This is a genomic window from Corynebacterium sp. NML180780 (assembly GCF_007786415.1).
Taxonomy (GTDB): Bacteria; Actinomycetota; Actinomycetes; order Mycobacteriales; family Mycobacteriaceae; genus Corynebacterium; species Corynebacterium gottingense.
In genome coordinates this window covers 59,181-84,506 of sequence record NZ_VNKN01000004.1, presented here as the reverse complement: position 1 = coordinate 84,506, position 25,326 = coordinate 59,181, and the positions used below count along the sequence as shown (strand labels likewise).

18 protein-coding genes are annotated in these 25,326 nt (G+C 66.7%); 1 reads left to right on the top strand and 17 read right to left on the bottom strand.

Going from position 1 to position 25,326, the window contains the following annotated elements:
• Positions 1-9: 9 nt before the first annotated feature.
• From FPP74_RS03470 to rpsP, 12 genes are all read right to left on the bottom strand, one after another.
• Positions 10-909 carry a tyrosine recombinase XerC gene (locus FPP74_RS03470; protein WP_144717165.1) on the bottom strand — a complete coding sequence of 300 codons (900 nt, stop codon included), beginning with the start codon at positions 907-909 and terminating at the stop codon, positions 10-12.
• Between the two features lie 11 nt (positions 910-920).
• Complete coding sequence (locus tag FPP74_RS03465; protein WP_144717164.1) at positions 921-2,114, bottom strand: DNA-processing protein DprA; 1,194 nt, start codon at positions 2,112-2,114, stop codon at positions 921-923.
• The gene (locus tag FPP74_RS03460; protein WP_122086496.1) at positions 2,111-3,655 is read right to left on the bottom strand and encodes a YifB family Mg chelatase-like AAA ATPase; all 1,545 of its coding nucleotides are present in this window, start codon (positions 3,653-3,655) and stop codon (positions 2,111-2,113) included. The genes FPP74_RS03465 and FPP74_RS03460 overlap by 4 nt, the downstream gene beginning before the upstream one ends.
• Positions 3,642-4,067 carry a YraN family protein gene (locus FPP74_RS03455; RefSeq protein WP_144717163.1) on the bottom strand — a complete coding sequence of 142 codons (426 nt, stop codon included), beginning with the start codon at positions 4,065-4,067 and terminating at the stop codon, positions 3,642-3,644. The genes FPP74_RS03460 and FPP74_RS03455 overlap by 14 nt, the downstream gene beginning before the upstream one ends.
• A gap of 199 nt (positions 4,068-4,266) precedes the next feature.
• Positions 4,267-4,575, bottom strand: coding sequence for a DUF2469 domain-containing protein (locus tag FPP74_RS03450; protein ID WP_095277469.1), 309 nt, complete (start codon positions 4,573-4,575; stop codon positions 4,267-4,269).
• A complete protein-coding gene (locus FPP74_RS03445) occupies positions 4,572-5,228 on the bottom strand; it encodes a ribonuclease HII (RefSeq protein WP_144717162.1) in 657 nt (218 codons plus the stop codon). The genes FPP74_RS03450 and FPP74_RS03445 overlap by 4 nt, the downstream gene beginning before the upstream one ends.
• Before the next feature lie 15 nt (positions 5,229-5,243).
• Positions 5,244-5,933 carry a signal peptidase I gene (gene lepB, locus FPP74_RS03440; RefSeq protein ID WP_095546389.1) on the bottom strand — a complete coding sequence of 230 codons (690 nt, stop codon included), beginning with the start codon at positions 5,931-5,933 and terminating at the stop codon, positions 5,244-5,246.
• Between the two features lie 283 nt (positions 5,934-6,216).
• Complete coding sequence (gene rplS, locus FPP74_RS03435) at positions 6,217-6,564, bottom strand: 50S ribosomal protein L19 (RefSeq protein ID WP_095277476.1); 348 nt, start codon at positions 6,562-6,564, stop codon at positions 6,217-6,219.
• Between the two features lie 113 nt (positions 6,565-6,677).
• A complete protein-coding gene (locus tag FPP74_RS03430) occupies positions 6,678-8,996 on the bottom strand; it encodes a Tex family protein (RefSeq protein ID WP_144717161.1) in 2,319 nt (772 codons plus the stop codon).
• A complete protein-coding gene (trmD, locus tag FPP74_RS03425) occupies positions 8,993-10,204 on the bottom strand; it encodes a tRNA (guanosine(37)-N1)-methyltransferase TrmD (protein ID WP_186439373.1) in 1,212 nt (403 codons plus the stop codon). The genes FPP74_RS03430 and trmD overlap by 4 nt, the downstream gene beginning before the upstream one ends.
• Complete coding sequence (gene rimM / locus FPP74_RS03420; RefSeq protein ID WP_095547199.1) at positions 10,197-10,697, bottom strand: ribosome maturation factor RimM; 501 nt, start codon at positions 10,695-10,697, stop codon at positions 10,197-10,199. The genes trmD and rimM overlap by 8 nt, the downstream gene beginning before the upstream one ends.
• A 162-nt stretch (positions 10,698-10,859) precedes the next feature.
• Positions 10,860-11,384: a 30S ribosomal protein S16 gene (gene rpsP / locus FPP74_RS03415; RefSeq protein ID WP_095545903.1), complete on the bottom strand. Its 525-nt coding sequence runs from the start codon at positions 11,382-11,384 to the stop codon at positions 10,860-10,862.
• 357 nt (positions 11,385-11,741) lie between these two features.
• On the opposite strand from rpsP, the gene FPP74_RS03410 reads away from it, so the two are divergent.
• Positions 11,742-14,054 carry an acyltransferase family protein gene (locus tag FPP74_RS03410; RefSeq protein WP_144717160.1) on the top strand — a complete coding sequence of 771 codons (2,313 nt, stop codon included), beginning with the start codon at positions 11,742-11,744 and terminating at the stop codon, positions 14,052-14,054.
• A gap of 27 nt (positions 14,055-14,081) precedes the next feature.
• Here the strand turns inward: FPP74_RS03410 and FPP74_RS03405 are convergent, their stop codons facing one another.
• From FPP74_RS03405 to FPP74_RS03385, 5 genes are all read right to left on the bottom strand, one after another.
• Entirely contained in the window at positions 14,082-18,116 is a 4,035-nt protein-coding gene (locus FPP74_RS03405) for a hypothetical protein (RefSeq protein ID WP_144717159.1), read from the bottom strand.
• A gap of 45 nt (positions 18,117-18,161) precedes the next feature.
• Complete coding sequence (gene ffh / locus FPP74_RS03400) at positions 18,162-19,796, bottom strand: signal recognition particle protein (RefSeq protein ID WP_144717158.1); 1,635 nt, start codon at positions 19,794-19,796, stop codon at positions 18,162-18,164.
• Positions 19,797-19,902: 106 nt separating this feature from the next.
• A complete protein-coding gene (gene ftsY, locus FPP74_RS03395; protein ID WP_255456050.1) occupies positions 19,903-21,519 on the bottom strand; it encodes a signal recognition particle-docking protein FtsY in 1,617 nt (538 codons plus the stop codon).
• 19 nt (positions 21,520-21,538) lie between these two features.
• On the bottom strand, positions 21,539-24,982 hold the full coding sequence (gene smc / locus FPP74_RS03390; protein WP_144717157.1) for a chromosome segregation protein SMC: 3,444 nt from the start codon (positions 24,980-24,982) through the stop codon (positions 21,539-21,541).
• 36 nt (positions 24,983-25,018) lie between these two features.
• On the bottom strand, positions 25,019-25,309 hold the full coding sequence (locus FPP74_RS03385) for an acylphosphatase (RefSeq protein WP_095534828.1): 291 nt from the start codon (positions 25,307-25,309) through the stop codon (positions 25,019-25,021).
• Positions 25,310-25,326: the final 17 nt, after the last annotated feature.

The following is a 25,326-nucleotide window of genomic DNA, read 5'->3' as shown; positions in this document are numbered from 1 at the left end:
GCCAACCCCCTACGCCCGCGGATGCGCCTGCTCGTAGACCTTGCGCAGCCATTGGGCGGAGACGTGGGTGTAGATCTGCGTGGTCTGCAGGCTCGAGTGCCCCAGCATTTCCTGCACCACACGCAGGTCCGCGCCGCCCTCCAGGATGTGGGTGGCCGCGGTGTGGCGAAGCGTGTGGGGTGAAACGTCCGCGATCCCGGCGCGCTCGGCAGCCCGCTCGACGATGCGCCGGACCTGACGCTGGTCAATCCGCCCGCCGCGGCTGCCCACGAAGAGCGCGTCGGTATCGGCGGCGAGCTCTTCGCGGCCCTGCTCGAGCCAGTCCTGTACGGCCAGGCTGGCCCGCTGGCCAAAGGGCACGGTGCGCTGCTTGTTGCCCTTACCGGTGACCTTTGCCGTCTGTCGGGCGAAGTCGACGTCCGCGGTGTTCAAGCCAGTGAGTTCGCCGACGCGGATGCCGGTGGCGTAGAGCAATTCGAGGATGGCGTGGTCACGAAGCGCCTCGGCGGGGTGCGCGTCGTCGGCGGTGTCGGCCTCGACGAGGTCGCCAGCGCGCGTGGCGCTCACCACTGTGGGCAGGGGCCGCTGGGATTGGGAGGTGACCAGGCGCGCCGCGACGTCGCGGGGAAGCAGCCCCTGTTTGGTCGCCCACGTGGAGAAGCTGCGGGCGGTGGCGGTCCGCCGGGCGAGGGTGGAGCGTGCCTTGCCGGCGCGGGAGGCGTCGGCAAGCCAGGTGCGCAACGTCTCCAGCGTGAATTGGTCCAAGGTGGTGACGTAGCTGGACAGGCTGCGCAGGTCCGCCTCGTAGGCCTTCACGGTGTTGCTGGAACGGTTGCGCACGTCGCGGGCGTAGTCCGCAAAGTCCGCGACGGCGGCAAGGAACTGCGACTCGGCGCTGAAGTCACTCATGCCCCAGGAGTTTACGCACTCTCCTTGCTGCGCACCGCGCGGGACCACTGCCTGCGCTCACGCTGGACCAGGCCGCGTCGCTCGAGTTCCATGAGGAGGTGGACGGTGAGACCCGTGCTCAACCCGGCGTCGGCGGCGATGCGCTCGGCGTCGCGCCCCGCTGAGGCGGCGGGCGGGGTGGCATCAAACACGCGGAGTTCGTTGTGGCTGAGCTGCTGGATCGGGTCTGCCTGAAACTGCATCTCCAGCTGCCCCTCCGCGTCAATCTGGCCAATGTGACCGCACTGCTCGTGGATCTGGTCTCCGCTGAGCACCATCGTGGCGTTCCCGGCGCGGATGGCCAGGTTAGTGCCGAGCGAGTTGGGCCCGAGTATTGACCCCGGCACCGCCATTGCCTGCCGGTTGTAGTAGCGCGCCCACTTCAGCGTGTTCAGCGCGCCGGAGCGAAACGCCGCCTCGACCACCACGCTGCCCTGCGTCAGTCCGGCGACGAGCCGGTTGCGCGTGAGAAAGCGGTGCCGATCCGGCGTCACGCCCGGCGGGTATTCCGTCACCAGCGCGCCTCCCGCGGCGACGATGCGCCGGAAGAGCTTTTCGTTGCGCTTCGGGTACACCACCCCGGGCCCGCAGGCGGCCACCGCGATGGTCGGCGCGCCCGCCGCGAGCGCGGTCTCGTGCGCCGCCGTGTCGATCCCGATCGCCCCACCAGAGACAACGGTGTAGCGCTGCTTGACCACCGAGCCCACAAGGTCCTGCGTAGCTTGATGCCCATAGCTACTCGACGCTCGCGTACCCACAAAGGCCACCGACTGCGCGAACAGTGCCGCCAGGTCGGTCGCACCGCGCACCCACAGGGTGTGCGGGGCCGACCCGTCCGCAATGGCGAAGTCCATGTTCTCCCGGCTGTGCAATGCCCCCGCGACAAAGGACTCCTCGATGCGCTCGCTCGGCCACCCCGCGTGTTCCGGGGTGAGCAAGCGGTAGCCGTGCTCGTGCGCTGTCTCCAGGTCCGCGGCCGGGCGGTCCCAGTCGTACCGGCGCTCCGTCGTGCCAGCCAGTGGGCCGAGCCAGCTCGCCCGGGTGCGGATGCCGCGGGCGATCTCGTCGGCATCGCGGCCGGCGCGCAGCATCTCCTGGAGGTGGCGGGAGGGGCCCTCAATTACTCGGGAGAGGTAGGCCCAGGACTCAAGGTTGCTGGGGGTCATGCTGCCTCCTCCTCTGGCGCGGGCGCGTGCATCTCCGCCGCCCGCGCGACGTGGTCGATGTCAGGGGTGTCGGCAGCCTCGAGGTCGGCGAGCGTCCACGCCAGCTTGAGCACCTTGTCCACGCCACGCTGCGTCAGCTCGCCGTGCCCGAGTTTGTTGGAGAGGAAGATCATGCCGGTCTCATCGGCCGGGTAGTGCCTCCGGATCAGTGTCGACGCCACCGCGCCATTGGTCGCGGCCTCCTCCCCACCGACCCCAGCCTGAGCCCAGCGGCTGGCTGCGCGTTCCCGCGCCGCGGCGACGCGGTCGGCGATAACGGCGGACGGCTCGGCGTCCTCCGGGCTGAGCACCGCCGATTGCGCTGTCGTGCGCACGTACAGGTCCAGCCTGTCGCGCAGCGGGCCGGAGATGTTGGCGAGGTGCCGCGCCCGCTCCCCCGGTGTGCAGCGGCACCGCGTTGCCTCCCCGCCGCAGGGGCACGGGTTCGCAGCCAGGATCAGCTGGAAAGCGGCCGGGTACCGCACGGTCCGGCGCCCGCGCTGGAGCTGCACCTCCCGCTGCTCCAGCGGAATGCGCAGCGCGTCCAGAACGCGGGCGGGGATCTCGGAGGCTTCGTCGAGGAAAAGCACGCCGCGGTGAGCCTGGCTCACCGCTCCCGGCAGCGGGATGTGCGCCCCGCCGCCCAGCAACGCCGCCTTGGTCAACGACGGGTGCGGCGCGATAAACGGCCGCTCCTGCACAAGCGCGCCTTTGGCGATACCCGCGGCCTGGTGCAGCGCCGTGCATTCGATCCGTTCGGCGTCGGTGAGCGGGGGCATAATCGACGGTAGCCGCTCCGCCAGCATCGACTTCCCGGACCCGGGCGGGCCCACCATCATCAGGTGGTGGCCACCGGCGGCGGCGACTTCCATCGCCCGCCGCTCAAGGACCTGGCCGGCGATGTCCGCGAAGTCGAGCGCAGCCGCCCCGCTCCCCGAGCGCGCTGAGGTGCCGGGGGCAACGGGGGCGACGGGGTGGAGCGGCGTGGCGTCGAGAAGCCAGCTCCACACGTGCGTGAGCGAATCGGCGGTGAACGTGCGGGGATCGGCGATGAGTGCCGCCTCATCGGCGTTGGCCGTGGGGACGACGATGGTATCGATGTCGGTGCGGCTGCGTGCTTGCAGGAGCATCGGCAGGATCGCTTCGACCCGGCGCAAGGTGCCGTCGAGGGCGAGCTCACCGAGGAAGAGGGTGCGTCCGATGGTGCGCTGGGTGCGCGGGTCCATACTGCCCAGTACCGCCAGGGCGACGGGCAGGTCGAAATGCGATCCGGCTTTGGGCAGGTGCGCGGGCGAGAGCGAGACCATGATCTTGGTGCGCGGCCACGGCAGCGAGGCGTTGGCGACAGCGGTGCGGATGCGCTCGCGGGATTCTTTCACGGCGGCGTCGCCAAGTCCGACCATGTGGACGCCGGGTAGACCGGGGCCGACGTTGGCCTCCACGGTGACCGGGTGGGCGACGACGCCCTCAACCGTCGCGGTTTGGGTGCTAGCAAGCGCCATCTTCGACCCCCTCGAAGCGGTGGAAGTGCAGCTGGGTGCCGTCAAAGACCGCCTCAACCACGTCGAAGCGCGCCCACCGTGCCTCGGGCAGGTGGTGCTGGCTCAGCCACTGCCCGGCGCAGCGCCGCATCGTGGCGAGCTTGCGGGGTGTGACCGACTCCGCCGCGCCGAACGCTGTGCCGCGGCGCGTTTTGACCTCAAGGAACACGATGGTCCCGTCCGGCGCGCGAAGCACCGCGTCAATTTCACCCGCCTTCACGCGGGCGCGGTGCGCGAGCAGCTGGTAGCCCAGCTCCTCGTACCACGCGATCGCGCCCGCCTCCCCCGCATATCCCAGCTCGTACTGGTCATTCAGGCCGATCGGCGGCCCGGATCGCTGGTGCGGGTCGTGGTGTGATGTGTGATTGTGCATGGCCCCTCCTGAGAATCCGTGTCTTACTGTGTCTGAACGTTCGTTGCTTTCAGCGCGGGTGTAAAACCCCGTACTTAGTTAGACTCCGGAAAAGGGGCCGCGGTTCCATCACAAACGAAAAAAGTGGCGCAGGATACTGCGCCACCGGTGTTGCTTCGCGGTCGTCGCCCCCGATGAGGGAAGCGAGCAACCGTGGTGTTTAGCGGTCTGGGAAGGTCAGGTCGGGCTTGTCCAGCTCCTCAATGTTGACATCCTTGTAGGTGATGACGCGGACGTAGCGCACGAAACGCACGGCGCGGTACATGTCCCACACCCAGCAGTCGGACATGCGGACCTCGTAGTACACGTCTTTGCCCTCGGTGTGCGGGATCAGCTCGACCGCGTTGGCCAGGTAGAAACGGCGGTCCGTTTCCACCACGTAGGAGAACTGGCTGGCTACGTCGCGGTACTCCCGGTACAGCGACAGCTCCACCTCAGACTCGTAGTTGTCCAGTTCCTCAGCGCTCATGCAAGCACCCCTTTTTCGTAACACTCGATCGCCTGCTTGACGTTTGCATAACTATAGCGGTGTTCCGGGGTCGCGCCGTGGCGGCGCACCGCATCCATGTGCGCCTTCGTGCCGTAGCCCTTGTGTCCCTCCAGCCCGTAGCCGGGGTACTGCTGCGACATTTGCGTAATGAGCCGATCGCGACTCACCTTGGCCAGGATGCTCGCCGCCGCAATGCACCGCGCGGCGGCGTCCCCGCCGATCACGGGAAGTTGCGCGGCCGGCATACCGGGCACGCGGAAGCCGTCCATGAGTACGTAGCCAGGCTGGATCTCTAATTGGGCTACGGCGCGGCGCGCGCCGTCCAGGTTGGCGGCCTGGATGCCGCGGTGGTCAATCTCCTTAGCCGAGATATGCACGATCCCGTACGCCAAGCTGCACTCTCGAATGGGGTCGAAGAGCAACTCGCGGCGGCGCGCCGTGAGCCGCTTCGAGTCGGTCAGGCCCTCGAGCTCCTTTACCGGGCTCGTCGGGAGCACGCACGCGGCGATCGTAATCGGGCCAAAGCAGGCACCCCGCCCTGCTTCGTCCACGCCGGCTACCGGGCCGAGCCCGGCGTTGTCCAGCGCTACCTCGTAGGTGCGCAGCTGTTTGAGCCTGCGGACACGAGCCATCGACAGCGGACCAGCCTACTGCTGGATGTCCGGGCTCTCCACGCCGCCGAAACGGTTCAGCGGGAAGACGATGCCGAGGACCTTGCCGCGGATGTTCTCACGCGGAATCGTCCCCTCTTCGCCGTCGCCCATGTGGTAGCGGGAGTCGGAAGAATTCGTGCGGTTGTCGCCCATCATGAAGTAGTGGTCTTCCGGCACTTCGAGCGGGCCAAAGTACTGTCCACCGCACGCGTCGGAGCCGGTCGACGGGTCCACCGGGTAGTACGAGGGCTTCATGATGTAGTCCTGCTGGATCGGCTGGCCGTCCACCATGACGGCCGGGTCACCCTCCTGGCAGGACACGGTCTGCCCGCCCTCGGCGATGATTCGCTTGACCAGAGTGTTCTCGTCCTTAGGCACGAGGCCCACCCACGAGCCAACTTCCTGCACGCCGCGGATCACCGGGTTGTCGGAGCGGTTGGTCTCAAACCCGGTGTTCCACGAGTCCGTGCCCTTGAAGACGATCACGTCGCCGGGCTCCGGGTCATCAAAGGCGTAGGTGAGCTTCTCCACGAAGATGCGGTCCCCCGACCCGTTCTCGCCGTGCAAGGTGGGCTCCATCGACCCGGACGGGATCACGTACAGGCGCCCGATGAAGGTCTGGATGAGGAAGATAAACACGAGCGTCAGCACGATGACCATGGGGATTTCCACGTACCACGGCATCTCCTTGGACTCCGAAGATTCCGAGGATTCCGACGAGCCAGACTTCCCCGGCTTGCCCGCCTTCCCCTGAGCGACACGGTCTTCCGCCCCGGCGCGCGCGGCCGGCACAGAGGGCACCGTCGTGTCACGCGGGTACTCCGACTCTCCCCTGCCTGGGTTCGAGCCGCTTACTGGTCCATTCACGTTCGTCACCTCGCATACTCTAGCAGCGCCGGGCCCCCGGACATACAAAAACGCCCCGCCCACCGAATCGTGTCGGTGGGCGGGGCGCCGGTGCCGCAGACTAGCGACGCTCCTTGATGCGGGCTGCCTTACCGCGCAGATCGCGCATGTAGTACAGCTTCGCACGACGGACGTCACCCTTGCGGACAACCTCGATCTTCTCAATGTTCGGGGAGTGCACCGGGAAGGTACGCTCAACGCCGATACCGAAGGAGACCTTACGCACGGTGAAGGTCTCACGGATGCCGCCACCCTGGCGACGCACCACGAAGCCGGTGAAGACCTGGGTACGGGTCACCGAACCCTCGATCACCTTCACGTGCACGTCAAGCGTGTCGCCGGCGCGGAAGTCCGGGATGTCATCGCGCAGCTGACCTGCGTCTACAAGATCAATAATGCCGTTGCTCATATGAAGCAATCCTTTACGTTTAAGGACAGAGGACCCTAGCGGCTTCTCCCAAACGGGCGCTCGGCTGGTTCATGTCGCCTACAACAACTCGAGAAAGCTTACATAAGCCCGGGTCATTTACCAAATCCCGCTCGCTTCAGCGCGTCCGCCATCGACCCGCCTTGAGCCCCTCGCTTATCGACGCCACCGCGCCCCTTCCCGCCGCGACGCTGCTTCCCGCCCCGCTGCTGCTTGCCGCCGGGCTTTCCGGCGGGCTTGCCGCCGCCGCGCTTGGGGTCCTGCCCGGGTTCGTCGTCAAGCCTCAAGCTCAGGCCGATGCGCTGACGCTCAACGTCGACCTCCATGACCTTCACCTTGACCACCTCGCCGGAGCGCACCACGTCGTGCGGGTCCGAGACGAACTGCTTGCTCATCGCGGAGACGTGGACCAGGCCGTCCTGGTGCACCCCGACGTCAACGAACGCGCCAAACGCGGCGACGTTGGTCACGGTGCCCTCGAGGATCATGCCCGGGGTCAAGTCGCTGACCTTGTTCACGCCTTCCTTAAACGTGGCCGTCTTGAACTCCGGGCGCGGGTCGCGGCCCGGCTTATCCAGCTCGGCGATGATGTCGGTCACGGTGGGCACGCCGAAGGTCTCGTCGGCGAAGTCGGCGGGCTTGAGCTTGGTCAGCACGGCACTGTTGCCGATGAGCCCCTTGGTGTCCAGCCCCGTCGCCGCGGCAATCCGCTCAACCACGGGGTACGCCTCGGGGTGCACCGCCGACGCGTCGAGGGGGTTCGCGGCGCCCTGCACGCGCAAAAAGCCAGCGGACTGCTCGAACGCCTTCGGGCCCAGGCGCGGCACCTTGCCGAGCTCCTTGCGCGAGGTGAAGGAGCCGTGCTCGTCGCGGTAGGCCACGATGTTCTTCGCAATGGTGGCGCTCACCCCCGCCACGCGCTCGAGCAGCGGTGCGGATGCCGTGTTGAGATCCACGCCGACCGAGTTCACCGCGTCCTCGACCACCGCGTCCAGCGTGCGGGCGAGCGCAGCCTGGTTCACGTCGTGCTGGTACTGGCCCACGCCGATGGACTTCGGGTCGACCTTCACCAGCTCCGCGAGCGGGTCCTGCAGGCGCCGCGCGATGGAGACGGCAGAGCGCAGGGAAACGTCCATGTCCGGGAACTCCTCGGCCGCAATCGGGCTCGCAGAGTAGACGGACGCGCCGGACTCGGAGACCACGACCGGGGTCGGGCGCTGCCCGCCCGCCTGGGCGATAAGATCCGCGACCTCGCCGGCGAGCTTTTCCGACTCACGGCTGGCGGTGCCGTTGCCCACCGCGATGAGCTCCACACCGTGTTGCGCGCAGAGCGTGGACAGGGTCTGCACCGCCTGCTGCCACTGGTTCTGCGGCTGGTGCGGATAGACGATCGTGGTGTCGAGGACCTTGCCGGTGCCGTCGATGACCGCGCACTTCACGCCGTTGCGATACCCCGGGTCCAGGGCGAGGGTGGACCGCTGGCCCGCCGGGGCGGCCAGCAGCACGTCGCGCAGGTTCGTCTTGAAGATCTCGAGCGCGCCCTCCTCGGCCTTCTCTTTTAAGCGCACGCGGGTATCCAGGTTTGCGGAGACCTGCAGTTTCGTGCGCCACCCCCACTTCACTGCCTTGGCCAGCCACTCGCTGTCTTTCACCGGCAGGTCGAAGCGCTCGGCGATCATGCCCTCGTAGACGGACTCGTCGCCCGCATCCAGGTCGAGCGTGAGCACGCCCTCGTTCTCGCCACGCAGCAGTGCCAGGATGCGGTGTGAGGGCAAGGACTCGAACGGCTCGTTGAAGTCGAAGTAGTCCTTAAATTTCGCGCCCTCGGCTTCTTTGCCTTCCACGACGCCAGAGCGCATCGTGCCTGTGGTGTAGAGGCGCTCGCGTACCTCGCCGACCAGGTCCGCGTCGGTGGCAAACCTGTCCACCAGGATTGCGCGGGCCCCGTCGAGGGCCGATTTCGTGTCCTCGAAGCCCTCGCAGAGGAACTTTTCGGCCAGGATTGCGGGGTCGGACGTGGGAGCGTCGATAAGCAATTGCTCGAGCTCCTCGAGTCCTGCCTCGCGCGCGATGTCCGCCTTCGTCTTCCGGCGCTTCTTGTACGGGAGGTAAAGGTCCTCCACGCGGGCCTTCGTGTCGGCGTCGAGGATGGCGCGCTTGAGCTCGTCGGTGAGCTTGCCCTGCTCCTCGATCACCTCGATGACCGCCTGCTTGCGCTCCTCAAGCTCCACGAGGTACGTGTGACGCTCCTCGATGTGGCGCAGCTGCGCGTCGTCGAGGCCGCCCGTTGCCTCCTTGCGGTAGCGGGCAATGAACGGGACCGTGTTGCCCTCGGCGAGCAGCTTCAGCGCCGCCTCGACCTGGGATGGTTGTACGTTGAGTTCTGTCGCGATGGTCGCTGCGAGAGATGTCATTCGTGTGAGTCTAGCGACCGCGTCGTGCCCACCCACTGGGTACCCCGCGGCAGCGCGGCCACCACAGCCTTGGTCGCCTCGGCGTTGCTCAGCGTGGTGCGCCCGGTGATCTCGAGCCGGCACAGCGGCTCTGCGGGCGCGCGCCCGTGCTCCTGCTCGTAGACCTGCTCGAGCATCGACGGCTCGAAGCAGACGGGGCCTTTCCGCTCGGTGAGCGTGGCGTCGTCAATGCGGTAACCGGCTTTAGCGAGCTCGCGGCGCAACCGCTTGCGCACCTTCGACCAGCTGCGGGGGTCGAGGAGGACATCGAGGCCGGTGATCACTGGGCGGGAATCGAGGTAAAAGGTGTCCTCGTCGGTGAGCTCGTCGCGCTCGCGTGCGCGGGCGACAAGGTCCGGGCGTACCGCCTGCGTGCGGGAGAGCGATGCTTGCCGACGCCACCGCTCCACCTTGCCGTGATCGCCGGAAAAGAGCACCTCTGGGGCATCGATCCCGCGCCAGCTGCGCGGCTTGGTATAGCTGGGGGCCTCGAGCAGCCCGTCGGAAAAGCTGTCGTCCTCGTGGCTTTGCGTATTGCCCAGCACGCCGGGGATCAGCCGGATCACGGCCTCTGCGATGACAAGGGTGGCCACCTCGCCACCGATGAGCACGTAGTCTCCGATGGACACCTCGCGCACGCGGTAGCGCGTTGCTGCGTCCTCGAAGACGCGCTGGTCAATCCCCTCGTAGCGCCCGCAGGCGACGACGATATGCCGCTCACGCGACCACGCCTGGGCATCCGCCTGCGTAAACGGCGCGCCCGCCGGGGTGGGCACGAGCAACAGCGGGGCGTCCGGGTCCTCGCCGTCGCGGACGTCGCGCGCGTCGTAGGGCCGCGGGGCGACGTCGTTTCGCTGGTCGTGGCGCACCTTATCGTTCCTGTGCGCCGCCGCGGTCGTGAGCTCATCCGTATTGGAGGTGCCCGCGGCGACCGCGTCTAGCGCCGGGCCCCACACGTCCGGCTTCATCACCATGCCGGGACCGCCGCCAAGTGGCGGGGCGTCCACGGACTTGTGATTTCCCTGCCCCCAGTCGCGCAGATTGTGCACGCCGACCTGCAGGATTCCTTGCTCGATGGCCTTGCCCAACAGCGCGTGGCGCAGCGGTTCCAGGTATTCGGGGAAAATGGTGATGACGTCCAGTCGCAGCTGCGGGATGTGGCTAGACATCGAGCAGCCCCTCCGGCGGGGTGATGGTCAGGTAGCCCTGCTCCAGGTCCACCTCCGGGACGATGTCCATGACGAAGGGGATGAGCACTTCCCTGCCCTGGTAGTCCACTTCGAGGATCTTGCGGTTCGGAGTGTCCATGATGCCGGTGACCTCGCCAATACGCGCTCCGCCCATGCGGACTTCAAGACCAGTGAGCTCGTGGTCGTAGTAGCCGTCTTCGTCCGCATCGTGTTCGAGCGGTTCGGCGTAAAACTTCATGCCACGCAGGCTGTCGGCAGCGGTGCGGTCGGGGATCTCCTCGAAGCTGACCAGGAGCCGCTTCTGGTGCGGGCGCATCGTCTTGACGGTGAGCTGCTGTTCCTTCCCAGCCTGCTTGCCGGTCAGGGACTCACCGACGGCGAAGTGCACATCCGGATCATCCGTCGTGACCTCGACGGCGACCTCGCCTTTGATGCCGTGGGATTTCACGACCTTTCCTATGTTGAGCTGCATAATCAGCAAGCCTAACACGGGCGTTCAGTGGACCAGAGTCGCCGGTTTGCGCACCAACGCCCTCACCGGAGCACCGAGCGCGCGTCAACACTGCCCCACTGCAACGAACAAACCCCCGCGCGCCAGGTGGCGCAGCGGGGGCTCATGCAATGCGAGAGACGCTTAGTTCTCCTCGGACTCCTCAGCCTTCTCCTCGGAGGACTCGGAAGCCTCTGCCTCTTCGGATTCAGCCTTCTCCGCAGCCTCGGCGGCGGCAGCGGCCTCAGCCTCGGCAGCAGCCTTGGCTTCCTCCTCTTCCTTCGCCTTCTTGCGCTTCTCGGTGATGGCCTCGGCGGTCGGGCCGTTGTTGGCCTCTTCGAGCGCCTCGTTGAACAGCTCGAGCTTGGTCTTCTTCTCCGGAGCGACCTTCAGGGTGCCCTCGGCGCCCTCTTCGCCCTTGTGCTTCTGCCAGTCACCGGTGACCTTCAGCAGAGCGAGGACCGGCTCGGTCGGCTGCGCGCCGACGCCCAGCCAGTACTGAGCACGCTCGGAGTCGATGCGGATGAGCGACGGCTCTTCCTTCGGGTGGTAGATGCCGATGTTCTCGATGACGCGCCCGTCACGACGGGTGCGGGAGTCAGCGATGACAACACGGTACTGTGCGTTGCGGATCTTACCCACACGCTGCAGCTTGATCTTGACAGCCATGAAAAACTTCCTTTTCGGTCACTGGGCAGTGCAGACACCCGCCACTTGTCGGCGAGCCGGTTCAACCCTTCTTCTTTACCCTGCGCGTGACTGGCCGGCCGACCGCCGCGCTCCCGACCTTCCGGGGCGCGGACCAGACGGGTCCGGCGCGTACGCAGATTGTGCTGTCCCCTGGGGCGGCAAACCACCAGGCAACCCCACTTACATTACCCGGTTGAGTCACATACACCAAAACGAAGTACCACGCCCAACGGGGCCAAGTTTTTTCAAATCGGGCAGTTGAGCCGGTAATGTCTTCAGCGAATTGAACCGGATAGTACCAAAATTTTCATGATGTTGTAGGGGTTTTACGGGCTTATGGGCGAAGGAACGGCGCAGCAGTCACTTACGGCGCGGCAGGCGCAGCAGTCTCCTGGCGCGCACCCCCGCCCGCGCCCCTCGTCCTACCGCGTGGACATCGACGGCCTTCGCGGATACGCAATTGCGCTCGTCGTGCTCTTCCACGTCTTCGTCGGCCGCGTATCCGGCGGCGTGGACGTGTTCCTCCTGCTCTCCGGCTACTTCTTCCTGGGCGGCCAGCTGCGCTACGCACTGCGCCCGAACCCCAACCTCAATCCATGGTGGCCGCTCTGGCGAACCATTCGTAGGTTGGTCCCTGCGCTCGTCGTCGTCATTCTGGCGGTGCTTATCGCGGTGCATTACCTCACCCCGGAGCTCATGAGCGACGAGCTCGCGGCCCAGTTCACCGCGTCGATGCTCTACTACCAGAACTGGGAGCTCATGGCGCAGGACGCGGACTACGCGGCCGCCAGCCAGGACACGTCGCCACTGCAGCATTTGTGGTCCATGGCGGTCCAGGGCCAGTTCTATCTCTTTGGCATCCTCTTCGGCACGCTCGTCGCTGTCTTGATTACCAAGTGCAAGCTGCCACGCACGCTCGCCCGCCGCGGCGCCGTGATCGTGCTCGCGCTCATCACCGTCGCCTCCTTCGCGTGGGCGTCCCGCTTCGGGTTTATCGGCACCGGCGCGAACTACTACTCCACGTTCTCCCGCGCCTGGGAGCTCTCGCTCGGCGCGCTCCTCGCGTTCGTCCCGCGTTCGCGCTTCTTCCCGCAACGCATCGCCTGGTTGACGTCGGCGCTTGGCGTCGTGTGCATCACGATTACGGGCGCCGTGGTTGCCAATTCGCTCGCGTTCCCGGGTCCAGTCGCGTTGCTCCCCCTCGTAGGCGCCGCGCTGGTGATCCTCAGCGGCAACGACAACCCGGTCTCCACGGTACTCGCGTCTAAGCCGATGACCTGGCTGGGCGGCATCGCCTACTCGCTGTATCTCTGGCACTGGCCGCTGCTCATCATCGTCACCGTTATCGGCGGTTTTGGCACCCCGCCGGCCTGGGTGGGCACGATTGTCATCATCGTGTCTCTCGCCCTCGCGCACGTCACCCACGAGCTGCTTGAAGAGCCGCTCCGCCAGCACCGGAAGCGCCCGACCGCCACGGACACGCCGCTTCTCGACGCCCGCAGGTCACTCCGCACCCCCGCCGGTGCAGCCCGCGCGGTCGGGGGCGTGATTGTCACCTGCTTGGTCGCCGCTACCTTTACGATCCAACCGCTGTGGAACCAGAAGGTTCAGGAGGCGGAAAAGCCGCTCAATGACACCTTCTATCCCGGCGCCTTGGCCCTGGCGGGTGCGAACGTTCCGGACGTGCCCCCGCAGCCGGACCCGAACCTCATCGCCGGTGTCTACCCGCCCGCAGGTACCGACGGCTGCATGGTGTTCCAGAACCAGGACGCGGACACCATGCCGCGCCCTGACTGCGTGTACGGCGACCCGGAGGCGGACACGACGGTGGTCATGGTGGGCGGCTCCCACATCGAGCCGTACGTGATCCCCTTAGACCGCCTGGGCAAGGAACACGGGTTCAAGGTGATCCCGTACGTCCGTCAGACGTGCCCGCTCATCCTGGACGCCGCGCAGAGCGGCGAGCTCGTCTCCCAGGTCTGCCAGGAGTGGAGCGTCAACGCGTTCAACGAGATCGTCAACCTGGACCCGGATCTGGTGGTCTCCACCTCGACGCGCCCGGAAGGCCACGCGGGAGACGTGACGGTGTCCGTGGACCACGTCCCGGACTCCTACCTCAACCTGTGGGACGAGCTCGCCGCCAACGACCTTCCCTTCTTGGGATTCCGCGACAATCCGTGGATCTTTGACATCTTCGGGGAAATCATGGACCCGAACATCTGCGTCGTCGGCGGCCACACCGAGGAGGAGTGCTCCATGGCCACCAAGGACGTCTACGCCCCCGTCGACCCGGCTGCCGAGTACCTCGACGGCTCGCGCAACCAGTTCAGTGTGGACACCGCCGGGTGGTTCTGCGACGCCGAACTGTGCCGCCCCCAGATCGGCAACGTGTACGTCTACCGCGACCAGAACCACATCTCGAACGCGTACATGGCCACGCTGACGCCGCTGGTGTGGCAGGAGCTGCGCCGGGTCTTTGACACGCTGGACATCGCCTACACGCAGCCCGATCCGGGGCAAGACGGCGAGGGCGCAGCAGGCGCGCCACCCACGGAGTACGTCATCCCGCCGCTGTTCCCCGACCCAAACGCGCACGTCCCCGTCGGCGACGGGGAGGCACCGGAGGTGCCGATGCTGGGGCGCGAGTAGGCGTCGATTAGCAGCCCGCTCGGGGCGTTAGCGCACTTTGCGACGCTTCCACCCCAGCGCCACGAACGTCTGGCGATCGCCCGCAACATAGTGCTCGGCGAGCGCGAGGGCCTCGGCCAGGCTGTTCGTCTTGCGCTGGAAGTTTTCAATCTGCCCGAAGTCGTGGCCCCACCCGACCACGAACCGGCTGCGCAGCGCGCCGCAGTCATTGATCACCAGGACGTAGTCGCCCTCCACCGCGGAATCCATTACCTGGATGAAGTCGCCCTTTGTGGGCAACTCCACCCGGCGCAGCGCGTCCAGACTATCCGGGTCGAGAGACACGGGCTCGAAGAGATTTGACTGTATCTGGAAGCGGGAAGGTGCATCCGGTGCCCGCGTGGCGCTGTGCCACTGGGCCGCTTCGACCACCGCAGCCGGCGACTGCGCCATTGTGGCGTAGAGGTGCAGCACATCCGGTTCAGCGAGTCCCTCGACCGAGTACACAATGCTGCCCGGGATTTCGTACGTGGCCGAATAGCCGCCCGGGGCCTCACGGATGGTGAGCCAGTAGTACTGCAGGTCCGGCTCCGAACGGCCCGAGTCGAGCGTGATGCTGGCCGCGACCACGAGCTCGTCCGCGCGGGACAAAAGCTGCAACCCCTGCGCGAACGCGGGAACGGTGGCGTCGACCCAGAACTGGACGATCGTGTTGTTCGCACCGAGCGTCAATCCGCTGAGCGGTGTCTCCTCGCCTCCGGTGGCGTTGTAGAAGACGTGCGCCCCGTTGAGCACGACCGAGACCCCGTACAGGGGCGCAAGGCGCACGATGTCTGCGAGGACCCCGTCGAGCGCGGCCTTGGGCACCCACACACGTGTCATCGCGCGGAGCCCGACCTCGTTGCCGGCGCGCCCGCGGATCGTACCGGGTGCCGGCTGTGCTTGCTGCAGCTCGGAGAAGAAGGTCTTAAGCTCGGCGGGTGCATCCTCGGCGGTGTCCGCGTGCATGCGGTGGAAGTGGCGGACCGATGCATCGGTCCACGCCTGGGCTCGCTGCGGGAGGACCATGGCAGAGATCTCCGTGAGCGCGTTGTCCCACAGCGACCGTGTACGAACCGGTGCATCCGGGCCGAAGAGCGCTTCCGCCTGCGCGTCGTCGGCCGCGAGGTACGTATGCACGAACGCGACCAGTTCGGCGCCGCTGGAAAACTCTCGGGTCACAGTTGCAAACGGTGTGGTCTCCAGCGTGGCTACCCATTGACCGTTGCCAGCGCGCCCATATTCCAGTGCGCCACCTGGACCGTCGTGGAGCCGCACGAGCGTGCCCTCCGGCAGATTGAGCACCGCGTCAAGCCGACGCAGAGGGAGCTCGCTGCGCTCCCCAGCGCTCGTGGCAAAGTGGGCGTCCGCCGGCGCGGCCTCGCCCCATCCGAGGCGGTCGAGCAGCGGACTCCGGTCCGCAAACGCCAGGAGCAGCTCACGCGCCTGGGCGTAGCCTGCCACCCGGCGGGTGAGCAAGCGGTACTGTCCTGCATCTTCCCCGTTCACGTGGCGCCAACGGAGGGTCCACGTGCCGTCGGCGTCGAGGCGTGCAGCCATTGCTTCAGGGCCCTCGGCGTACACTTCGACCCACACGCCGATGGGGTCGGGCACGCGCAGGGCGTCTTCAAAGGCCACGTCGATAGTGCGCTCGCAGACCTGGTGCCACAGAGTACCGATGCTATTGCGCAGCCCCGCGAAGCCAACCTCGTGCATTTCCGCCCCGGATCCGTTGACCAGCAACCCGGAGTCGGCCTGAAACACCAGGGCGTGATGCTGAAATGCTAGGTCGACGACACGGTTAAACACCTGGGGATCGTCCATCTGCGCATCAATGGTGAGCACGCGCTGCGCCTTCACGTCGTGCCCCAGCAGGTGCGCAAGCGCACCCGCGAGTCCCTCCATCGAGGGATCCGGGACTTCGAACTGATCCGGGTCCTGCACGTACAACTCCTGCACGTACCGCTGGTGATGCGCGAGCACGCCGGTTGATGGACGGGACACGTACAGGCGCACCGGCGCCCCGTACCGTTGCCCGTCTGGCGCCCCCTCCTCCCCCACGATCCAGTCAAGTGCGCGCATGAGCTCCCGGTTATCCTCCACGTACATCCGGAAGACTTCGTACGCTCGGTTGAGGTCGCGGGTGAGCACGTGCCCGCGCTCGACGGCGCCATTGTTATACCCCCACTCCACTCGGTACCATCCATGAGCATCGTGGCGGAACACGCGGCAATAGTCCTCGGGGCTACGGTTGTCGGTCACTCCGATCCAGTCGCCGACGCCCGCTGCGGCAAACGCCTCCTGGTAGGTGGCCAACGCCTCGTCGCTGTACAACGTCGTCGAGTCACCGGAGTTGGAGCCGAGCATGTACGGACGCCGCGGCAAGGCCAAGTCTGCGGTGCGCACCGATTCCCAATGCACTGAGTCAATAATGTCGTGCGGAGACTCCGCGGCGTTCAAGAACACGACCGCGACTTCGTATTGTGAAAGTCCTGCGACGGCCCGCATGCTCCAACCGGGCCCGTAGGCCTTCAGCAGAAACGAGCCATGATCCGCGTCCTGAGGGATCGCGAGGAGCACCAGCCGCTGGTCGGGGCGCTCGAGCGACTCGACGGTCAGTCGCAGCTGCCAATGACTGAAGTACACCATCAACGCTTCCATCAAGGCAGCCGGTGACACCGACACCCACCGATTCACGCACCTGTCGCCGTCGAACAGCTCAAGTGTGCACCGCACGTCGCCTCCAGCTGTGGCTCCCGAGGGGTTGACCAACACATGTGCACCGTCAAGCACCAGCGACACCCCGTAGCGCTGCGCGAGGTTGCCCAGCCGGTCGAGGGTTCGCAGCGAGCCGCGCCTGCGGACGGAAATCGTCGATAAGGCACGCGCCTCCACGCTGCTTTGCTTAAGCGCGAGCGTATGCGGCGCCTGCTGATTCACCTGCGCAATAAAAGCCGCCATCGCCCCCGCTACCGCGCCGTTGTGCGTATCCCGCACGCGGTGCATCTCGCGTATCGACGAGTTCGCCCACCTCGCCGCGCGTTCCGGAAGCACCATCGCCGTCACGGTGAGGGTGGCGGGCAATGCCATGTCAGACGACTCCGGGAAGAACTCAAGCAACGCTCCAAGCTCGTTGTCCACGTAGGCTTCCGCAATCTCGAGGAGTTCGCCGGCGGTATCGAAGGTGCGGGTCATCCCGCCGTTCAAGGCGTGGCGCATCGTCGCGCGCCACTGCCCGTCGCGGTCCCGCCCAAATTCCAAAGAGAAATTGAGCCGGTCGTGCAGGCGCACCATGACGCCCGCCGGCAGGTCGCGGATCGCCCCGAACCGGCGCAGCCTGTACTGGGAGCGTTGCACAAGGTCGCAGGTATAAAGACGCGGGACGAAGTCGACGTTGGTCCACTCGTACTCGCTGAGGGTCGGGCAATGATCCGCAAACGCGAGCAGGACGGCGCGGGCTTCCTCGTAGGTCGCAACCGTCAGGGTCCGAAGATCGGAGTTGTCCTCACGAACGGTCCACACGATTGTGAAACGGCCGTTGTCCAGGAGGTGCATGCGCATCCGGACACCAAACTCGGCGGTGCTATCGCCGAAGTTGTGCACTTGCACCCAGGTGTCCATGTCGGACGGCGCTCGAAGTGCATCCTCAAACGCGCGGTCCAGAGTGTGCTCGCTCACCTGGCACCAGACTGTTGCGATCGAGTTTGTCACCGCCGAGATTTCGGCGGTCGCACCATAGACGCCACTGGCGTCGATGTACAGATCCGATTCCCCGATAAACGCCGAAACGCGGTGCTTTAAGCACACGAAAAAGAGGAAATTCAGTGAGTGGGCATCGAGACCGTTCACCGAGGCAGTGATGAGGCGTGTCGGCGCGAAGTCCTGACCAAGCCCACGCGAAAGATCACGCGCAAACGCCTCCATCTCTGGATCGGGGATCTGGCGCAGCGCGTCAACATCCACGCCCTCGAGAACCTTCGCCAGTTGGTCGAAGCGGGACGTGACGACGCTATTCGTTCGCAGGAAGTGGAATGGGAACTCCATACCGCACAACCTACAGTGATATAGCGCACACCGCAGGGGCGGGAGTTACTTCTTCTTCCCCATACGCTTCATCGCTTCACCGAAGTCGAGGTTGTCCAGGTCCATGCCGTCCATCCCCGGAGGAAGCTGCTCCTGCAGCTTCTTTAGCTCCTTCATGTCCGGCATGCCGCCGCCCATGCCTGGCATCGCGGGCATCCCCGGCATCCCTGGCATCCCGCCGCCACCACCGCGTCGCTTCGGCGGCTTACGCTTGCCGTTCTTGCCCTTGCGGCCCTTCGGCTTCTTCTTTGTTGCCGAGCGGCCACCCGGCATCCCCGGCATACCGGGCATGCCACCGCCCATGCCAAACTGGCCGGCCATCTTGCCCATCATCTTCTTCGCCTCAAAGAAGCGCTCCACCAGCTGGTTCACGTCGGAAACCTCGACACCGGAGCCCTTGGCGATGCGCTTGCGTCGTGAAGCATTGAGGATCTTCGGGTCCTCGCGCTCCGCCGGCGTCATGCCGCGGATGATGGCCTGGATGCGGTCGAGCTGCTTCTCGTCCACCATGTCGGCCATCTGGTTCATCTGCTTGCCGCCCGGCATCATCTTCAGGAGGTTGCCAATCGGACCCATGCGCCGGATCATGAGCAGCTGGTTGAGGAAGTCCTCGAGTGTGAGCTCGCCGGACGCGAGCTTGGTCGCCGCTTCCTCGGCATCCTGCTCGTTGTAGGTCTGCTCGGCCTGCTCGATCAGCGAGAGCAGGTCGCCCATGCCGAGGATGCGGCTGGACATGCGGTCCGGGTGGAAGACGTCGAAGTCGTCGAGCTTTTCGCCTGTCGACGCGAACAGGATCGGCTTGCCGGTCACCTCGCGGATCGACAGCGCGGCACCACCTCGGGCGTCGCCGTCCAGCTTGGTCAGGACCACGCCGGTGAAGTCGACGCCGTCGGCGAAGGCCTGCGCGGTACTCACCGCGTCCTGGCCGATCATCGCGTCGATGACGAAGAGGACTTCGTCCGGGTTGACGGCGTCGCGGATGTTGCGCGCCTGCGTCATCAGGGTTTCGTCGATGCCCAGGCGACCCGCGGTATCGATAATGACCACGTCGTGCTTGGTCTGCTTCGCGTGCTCGATGCCCTGCTGCGCCACCGCGACCGGGTCGCCGTGGGAGGAACCCATCTCGTGCTCGTAGGAGTCGATGGACGTACCCGGATCCGGCGCAAAGGTCTGCACGCCGGCGCGCTCGCCGACGATCTGCAGCTGCTGGACAGCGCCCGGTCGCTGCAGGTCACACGCCACCAGCATCGGGGTGTGTCCCTGCTTCGAGAGGTGGTTGGCCAGCTTACCGGCGAGCGTGGTCTTACCCGCGCCCTGGAGGCCCGCGAGCATGATGACGGTCGGCGGATTCTTCGCCAGGTTCAGGCGGCGGGTCTCCCCGCCGAGGATCGAGGTGAGCTCCTCATCAACGATCTTGACAACCTGCTGCGCTGGGTTGAGCGCCTCAGACACGTCCGCACCGAGCGCGCGCTCCTTCACCCGCTTGATAAAGGCCTTGACGACGGTCAGGGAGACGTCCGCCTCGAGCAGGGCGAGGCGAATCTCACGCGTGGTCGCCTTAATGTCGTCCTCGGTGAGCTTGCCTTTTCCGCGCAAGCCACCGAGGGCATCTTGGAGGCGGTCGGACAGTGACTCGAACACGTCAGTACTCCTGTTCGCTTCGTCGATAAGCGTGCTAAAAGCGCTTGCTAAAAATGAACTCGTTCTAGCCTAGTGCCTGGGCGCGAAAGCCCAGAACTCAGCCGGTCTAGCCCAGCAGCGCGTCGACGAAGCTTTCCACCTCGAACGGCGCGAGGTCGTCAGCGCCCTCGCCCAGGCCGACGAGCTTGACGGGCACGCCGAGCTCCTCCTGGACCTGGAAAACGATGCCGCCCTTCGCCGTACCGTCGAGCTTGGTCAAGACGACGCCGGTGATGTCAACGACCTCGCGGAACACGCGCGCCTGCGCAATACCGTTCTGGCCGACGGTGGCGTCGAGCACGAGCAGCACCTCGTCGACGTTGCTCTTCTTCTCCACCACGCGCTTGACCTTGCCCAGCTGGTCCATGAGGTCGGTGGAGGTGTGCAGGCGGCCGGCGGTGTCAATGAGCACCACGTCCGCGCCCTCCTGCACGCCGGTCGCGACCGCGTCGAAGGCGACGGACGCCGGGTCCGCGCCCTCCTTACCGCGCACGGTCGAGGCGCCGACGCGGCGGCCCCAGGTCTCCAGCTGGTCGGCAGCGGCGGCGCGGAACGTATCGGCTGCGCCGAGCACCACGGAGTGGCCCATGGACACGAGCACGCGCGCAAGCTTGCCGGTGGTGGTGGTCTTGCCGGTGCCGTTCACGCCGGCGACCAGGATGACGGCGGGCTTGCCCTCATTCGGCATCGCCTTGATAGAGCGGTCCATGTCCGGACGCGCGGCCTCGATGAGCGTCTCGCGCAGCATCGCGCGGGCCTCGGCCTCCGTGGACACGCCGCGCTCCGCGATCTTCTCGCGCAGATTCTCGGTGACACGCAAGGTCAGGTTGGTGCCGAGGTCCGCCATAATCAGCGTGTCCTCGATCTCCTCCCACGCGTCCTCGTCGAGGTCGCCGGCAGTGAGGATCCCGAGCAAGCCCTGCCCGATTGCGTTCTGCGAACGCGACAAGCGCCCGCGCAGCTTGCCAATGCGCCCGGCAGCAGGCTCGATCTCGTCGAGCTCTTCCGCGGGGGCATCATGCTTCTCGACGACCACCTCATCACTCGGCTCAGCACCCGCTTCACGCGCAGCGCCGGCGCTCTCGGCGGTCACAGCAGCGGCTTCGGCGGCCTCGGTGGCTTCGGTCTCCTGCTCGGTGGGCGCGACGTCCTCCGGGGCCACGACGGTCTCGGAGGCCTCCGGCTCGTCAGTGTTCAGCACGACCGTCTCGTCGGTGTCGCTGGAGTCGCTGGGATTGCTGGTGTCGCGGTCGGCGGCTTCCACCGGCGCCTCGTTCTGTGCGGGCTCCTCAACCGGCTCCGCAACCGGATCCTCCACCGGCTCCGCGACAGGCTCCTCAACCGGCTCCGGAATGGGAGCCGCTGCAGCCTTCGGCTCTTCCTTGGCTACTGGGGCCACGGGCTCGTCGCGAAGCACTGGCTCCTTGACCGGCTCCTTCGCAGGTGCGTCGGGGGCGGCGGCGGGCGCAAAATTGAAACCACCCTTGGCCTGGTAATTGCCGGATTTCTCCTGCTGGGTGAGCTCCTTCGGCTCCTCCGTCTTTTCAAAGGAGACGGTCTTTTCTTCTTTCCTGCGGCGCCCGACCACGACGATGCCCACGATGATGAGGACAACGACGATGATCGCGACGATGATCCACAGTAGTGGCGAGTTCATTGCTAGTTCCATATCCATGGCACCCATAGTGCCAGGCGCGGCGGAGCTAGTCAGCCGCAGGCTGCATTCGCTGCGACAGGACGCGCGTCACGCCGTCGCCCCGCATGGTCACGCCGTAGAGCACGTTCGCCACATCCATGGTCGGCTTCTGGTGCGTGATCACGATCAGCTGCGAGTCCTCCCGCAGCTCCTTGAGCAGGGCGATGAGGCGGCGAAGGTTGACGTCATCAAGCGCTGCCTCGACCTCATCCAGCACGTAGAACGGGCTGGGGCGGGCGCGGAAGATGGCCACCAAGAACGCGAGCGCGGTGAGCGACTTCTCGCCGCCGGAGAGCAAGGACAGGCGCTTAACCTTCTTGCCCGGCGGGCGCGCCTCGATCTCAATTCCGGTGGCGAGCATGTCGTCAGGCTCGGTGAGCACGAGCCGCGCCTCGCCGCCCGGGAACAGGGTGTGGAAGACGCGCGGGAACTCGTCCTCGACGTCTTTCCACGCATCGGTGAAAAGTTGCAGGATCTGCGCGTCGACGTCGATGATCACGCCGGTGAGATCCTCGCGCGCCTTGATCACGTCATCCAGCTGCGTGGACAGGAACGAGTAGCGCTCCTCGAGCGCCTTGAACTCCTCGAGCGCCAGCGGGTTCACCTTGCCCAGCGCGCGCAGATCCTTCTCGGCTTGCTTCAGCCGCGCCTGTTCGGCGGCCTCATCGAAATCCTCTCCCGGGGTGTAATCGCGCAGGAGGTCCGGGATGGCAACGCCGAGGGACTCGGTGATCTTCTTCTCGGCTTCGTCGATACGCACCTGCGCCTGCGACTGCGCAATCTCCGAATTGTGCGCGCTGTCGGTGAGCCGCTTGAGCTGCTGCCGGGCCGCCGAGACCTGGCTGCGGGCCTGCTGCAGTCGCGCCTGCAGCTTGACGACGCTCCCCTGCCACCGGTCACGCTCCTCCGCCGCACGGGACAACGCGTCCTGGATCCGGGCGATCAGGTCGCGGCCCTGCTCGGAGACGGTGCGGGCGAGCTCGGCCTGCGCGCGACGCTTCTGCATCGCCGCGTCGTGGCGTGCCTTCGCCTGCTTCTCGTGCTCCGCCTGCCGGCGCAGGGCGTCGCCGCGCCCTGCGCGCTGCTCCGCCTCGGCCTGCGCGGACCGGGAGGCGAGCGTGGCCTCCATCTCCATCGCCTTGACCTGGTTCAGTTCCTGCTGCGCCGCATCGCGCTGGGCGGACGACGGTTCCTCACTGGGCGCGTCCTCATCGTTGACGCGGGCGAGCCGGTCGCGGGTCTGCGCCAAGTCCTCGCGGCGGGCGGCGAGTCGGGCCTCTGCCTCCGTGGCGCGCTGCGCAGCACGCTCATGTTCGTGTTTGTTCGCCTGCCACTGCTTTTCCAGCCGCTCGTGGTCGCGCTGCTGGCGCTCAGACTCCGCGTCGTATTCGCGCAGCGCCGCCTTCGCGCTCGCGGCGGTCACGCGCGCGTCCTCCGCGGCCAGCTTCGCGCCCTCCAGCGTGCCCGAGAGCTCCTCGAGTTGGGCCTGGGCCACGTCGAGTTCCTCGCGGGCGCGTTCGATCTGGGCGCTCACTTCCACCGAGGTGGTGGCGCCGGTGCCGGCGGCGACCCAACCTTCGCCGACGACGACGCCGTCGCGCGTAACGGCGCGAAGCCGGGGGTCGTCGTCCACCAGCTGGCGGGCGGTGGGGAGGTCGTCGGTGAGCGCGACGTCGACAAGCAAACGCGTCACCGGCCCCAGCACCGACGCGTCGATGCGCAGGTGGTCAAGCAGCCAGTCCACCGGGGATTCCGCGTCGAGGCGCCACGCGCTGCCGCCGCTGCGGTCGATCACCACGGTGCGGGCCGCATCCGCGAGGAGCTCGACCGTTTCCGCGGTGACGTCGCCGGCCAATGCCTCCGCGTACTGGCCGAGCGCGGCGGAGAGCGCCCGGTCCACGCCCGGTTCCGCGGTGACCAGCCCCGCGAGCGGGGCCGCCTCGCTGATGACCTCCGCCGCCGGTTGCTTCGGCGCCTGTTCCTGCAGCGTGGAGATGCGCGACTCCAGGGTGAACACGGCCCGCTCGCGCTCGCGCTGCTGGGCGCGCAGTTGCTCGAGGCGCTTGTCGGCGGCGTCCGACTCCGTGTAGGCGCGCACATGGGCCTCGTCCAGGGGCGCGCGCTGCGTATCCACGTTGGCCACCTGCTCGGCGGCCTCGCGTGCCTCCTTCTCCGCCGCGCGGGCGCGGGTGCGCGTCTCTTCGAGCAGCTCGGTCAGGCGCGCCACGTCCTCCTCGGCCGCGGTGATCGCGCTCTGCTGCGATTCCTCCTGCGCGAGGAGCCGCACCACACCTTCGCGCCGGTCCGCGAGCGCGCGCACCTGCGCCATGTGCTCGCGCTCGGCGGCGTCGAACGCTTCCTGTTTCTCCGCAACCTCCTCGCGCAGCGTCTCGAGCCTCTCGGCGGCCTCTTCTGCAGCTTCAAGCGCCTCGCTGTAGTCCTCGTCGGCGAATGCTGCGCGGCGCAGCAGCTCCTCCGGGTCTTGGCCCGCGTAAGGCACTTGCGCTCCCGCGTTCTGTGCGCGCTCGGAGGCGATGCGGACTGTCGCATTGGCACGCTCCGCCAGGGTGGACAGCGTGAACCACACCTGCTGAGCCTGCTCCGCCTGCGGCTGCGCCTCCTCCTGCTCGAACTCGATCTCCGCCTGCGTCTGCTCCGCTTCTTCCAGTGCGGCAGTCGCGGTCTCGACCTGCTCGGCGAGGAGTTCGGCGGCGCGGGTGGCGTCGAGAAGCGTGCTGCGCAGCGTCACCACCTGGTGGCCAGCGAGCGACATGCGGGCCTCGCGCAACGTGGACTGCACGGTGGCGGCACGCTTCGCGGCCTCAGCCTGGCGGGCCAGCGGCTTGAGCTGTTTGCCCAGCTCCTCGGTCAGGTCGGTAAGGCGGTCGAGGTTCGCCTGCATGCCGGTGAGCTTGCGCTGCGCCTTCTCCTTGCGGCGCCGGTGCTTGAGCACCCCCGCCGCTTCCTCGATATAGGCGCGGCGCTCCTCGGGGCGCGACTCCAGGATTTCGGAGAGCTTGCCCTGGCCGACGATGATGTGCATCTCGCGGCCGATGCCGGAATCCGACAGCAGCTCCTGGATGTCCATCAGCCGGGCCTTGGACCCGTTGATCTCGTACTCGGACGCGCCGTCGCGGAACATGCGGCGCGTAATCGCTACATCGGTGTACTCGATGGGCAGGTGCTTGTCCGAGTTATCAAAGGTGAGGGTGACTTCCGCGCGGCCGAGCGGCTTGCGGTCACCGGCGCCGGCGAAGATCACGTCCTGCATCTTCCCGCCGCGCAGGTTCTTCGCGCCCTGCTCCCCCATCACCCACGCGAGCGCGTCCACGACGTTCGACTTGCCGGAGCCGTTCGGCCCCACCACGGCGCAAATTCCGGGCTCGAATTTCATCGTGGTCGCTGAAGCGAAGGACTTGAATCCTTTGAGCGTCAGCGATTTCAGGTGCATTGGCGTCAGTGTACCTGCCCGGGCCGCAGCCCGTCCTTAGCGTTCCTCAAAGCCGGAAAGCCCCTTCGGCTCGCCGTACTGCACGCCGACAAACTCCACGCGCCCCGGGCGCTTCGCCGTCGACGATTCCTCGTTCAGCAGCGCAAAAAGCTTCTCGACGCTCCCTCGCTCCCCCTCCGCAACAACCTCGACACGCCCGTCGGCGAGGTTCTTCGCGTACCCGCGCAGCCCCAGCTCCAGGGCGCGGGACCGGGTCCACCAACGAAAACCCACGCCCTGGACGTGTCCATGGACGTGGGCTGTCATTCTCACAAGCTGTTCAGTCATGCCACCACACTAGCCGC

Bases quoted from the DNA above. Each gene is read 5' to 3' on its own strand.
- FPP74_RS03470 (WP_144717165.1), bottom strand. From the start codon at position 909: ATGAGTGACTTCAGCGCCGAGTCGCAGTTCCTTGCCGCCGTCGCGGAC.
- FPP74_RS03465 (WP_144717164.1), bottom strand. From the start codon at position 2,114: ATGACCCCCAGCAACCTTGAGTCCTGGGCCTACCTCTCCCGAGTAATT.
- FPP74_RS03460 (WP_122086496.1), bottom strand. From the start codon at position 3,655: ATGGCGCTTGCTAGCACCCAAACCGCGACGGTTGAGGGCGTCGTCGCC.
- FPP74_RS03455 (WP_144717163.1), bottom strand. From the start codon at position 4,067: ATGCACAATCACACATCACACCACGACCCGCACCAGCGATCCGGGCCG.
- FPP74_RS03450 (WP_095277469.1), bottom strand. From the start codon at position 4,575: ATGAGCGCTGAGGAACTGGACAACTACGAGTCTGAGGTGGAGCTGTCG.
- FPP74_RS03445 (WP_144717162.1), bottom strand. From the start codon at position 5,228: ATGGCTCGTGTCCGCAGGCTCAAACAGCTGCGCACCTACGAGGTAGCG.
- lepB (WP_095546389.1), bottom strand. From the start codon at position 5,933: ATGCCGTGGTACGTGGAAATCCCCATGGTCATCGTGCTGACGCTCGTG.
- rplS (WP_095277476.1), bottom strand. From the start codon at position 6,564: ATGAGCAACGGCATTATTGATCTTGTAGACGCAGGTCAGCTGCGCGAT.
- FPP74_RS03430 (WP_144717161.1), bottom strand. From the start codon at position 8,996: ATGACATCTCTCGCAGCGACCATCGCGACAGAACTCAACGTACAACCA.
- trmD (WP_186439373.1), bottom strand. From the start codon at position 10,204: ATGTCTAGCCACATCCCGCAGCTGCGACTGGACGTCATCACCATTTTC.
- rimM (WP_095547199.1), bottom strand. From the start codon at position 10,697: ATGCAGCTCAACATAGGAAAGGTCGTGAAATCCCACGGCATCAAAGGC.
- rpsP (WP_095545903.1), bottom strand. From the start codon at position 11,384: ATGGCTGTCAAGATCAAGCTGCAGCGTGTGGGTAAGATCCGCAACGCA.
- FPP74_RS03410 (WP_144717160.1), top strand. From the start codon at position 11,742: ATGGGCGAAGGAACGGCGCAGCAGTCACTTACGGCGCGGCAGGCGCAG.
- FPP74_RS03405 (WP_144717159.1), bottom strand. From the start codon at position 18,116: ATGGAGTTCCCATTCCACTTCCTGCGAACGAATAGCGTCGTCACGTCC.
- ftsY (WP_255456050.1), bottom strand. From the start codon at position 21,519: ATGGGTGCCATGGATATGGAACTAGCAATGAACTCGCCACTACTGTGG.
- smc (WP_144717157.1), bottom strand. From the start codon at position 24,982: ATGCACCTGAAATCGCTGACGCTCAAAGGATTCAAGTCCTTCGCTTCA.
- FPP74_RS03385 (WP_095534828.1), bottom strand. From the start codon at position 25,309: ATGACTGAACAGCTTGTGAGAATGACAGCCCACGTCCATGGACACGTC.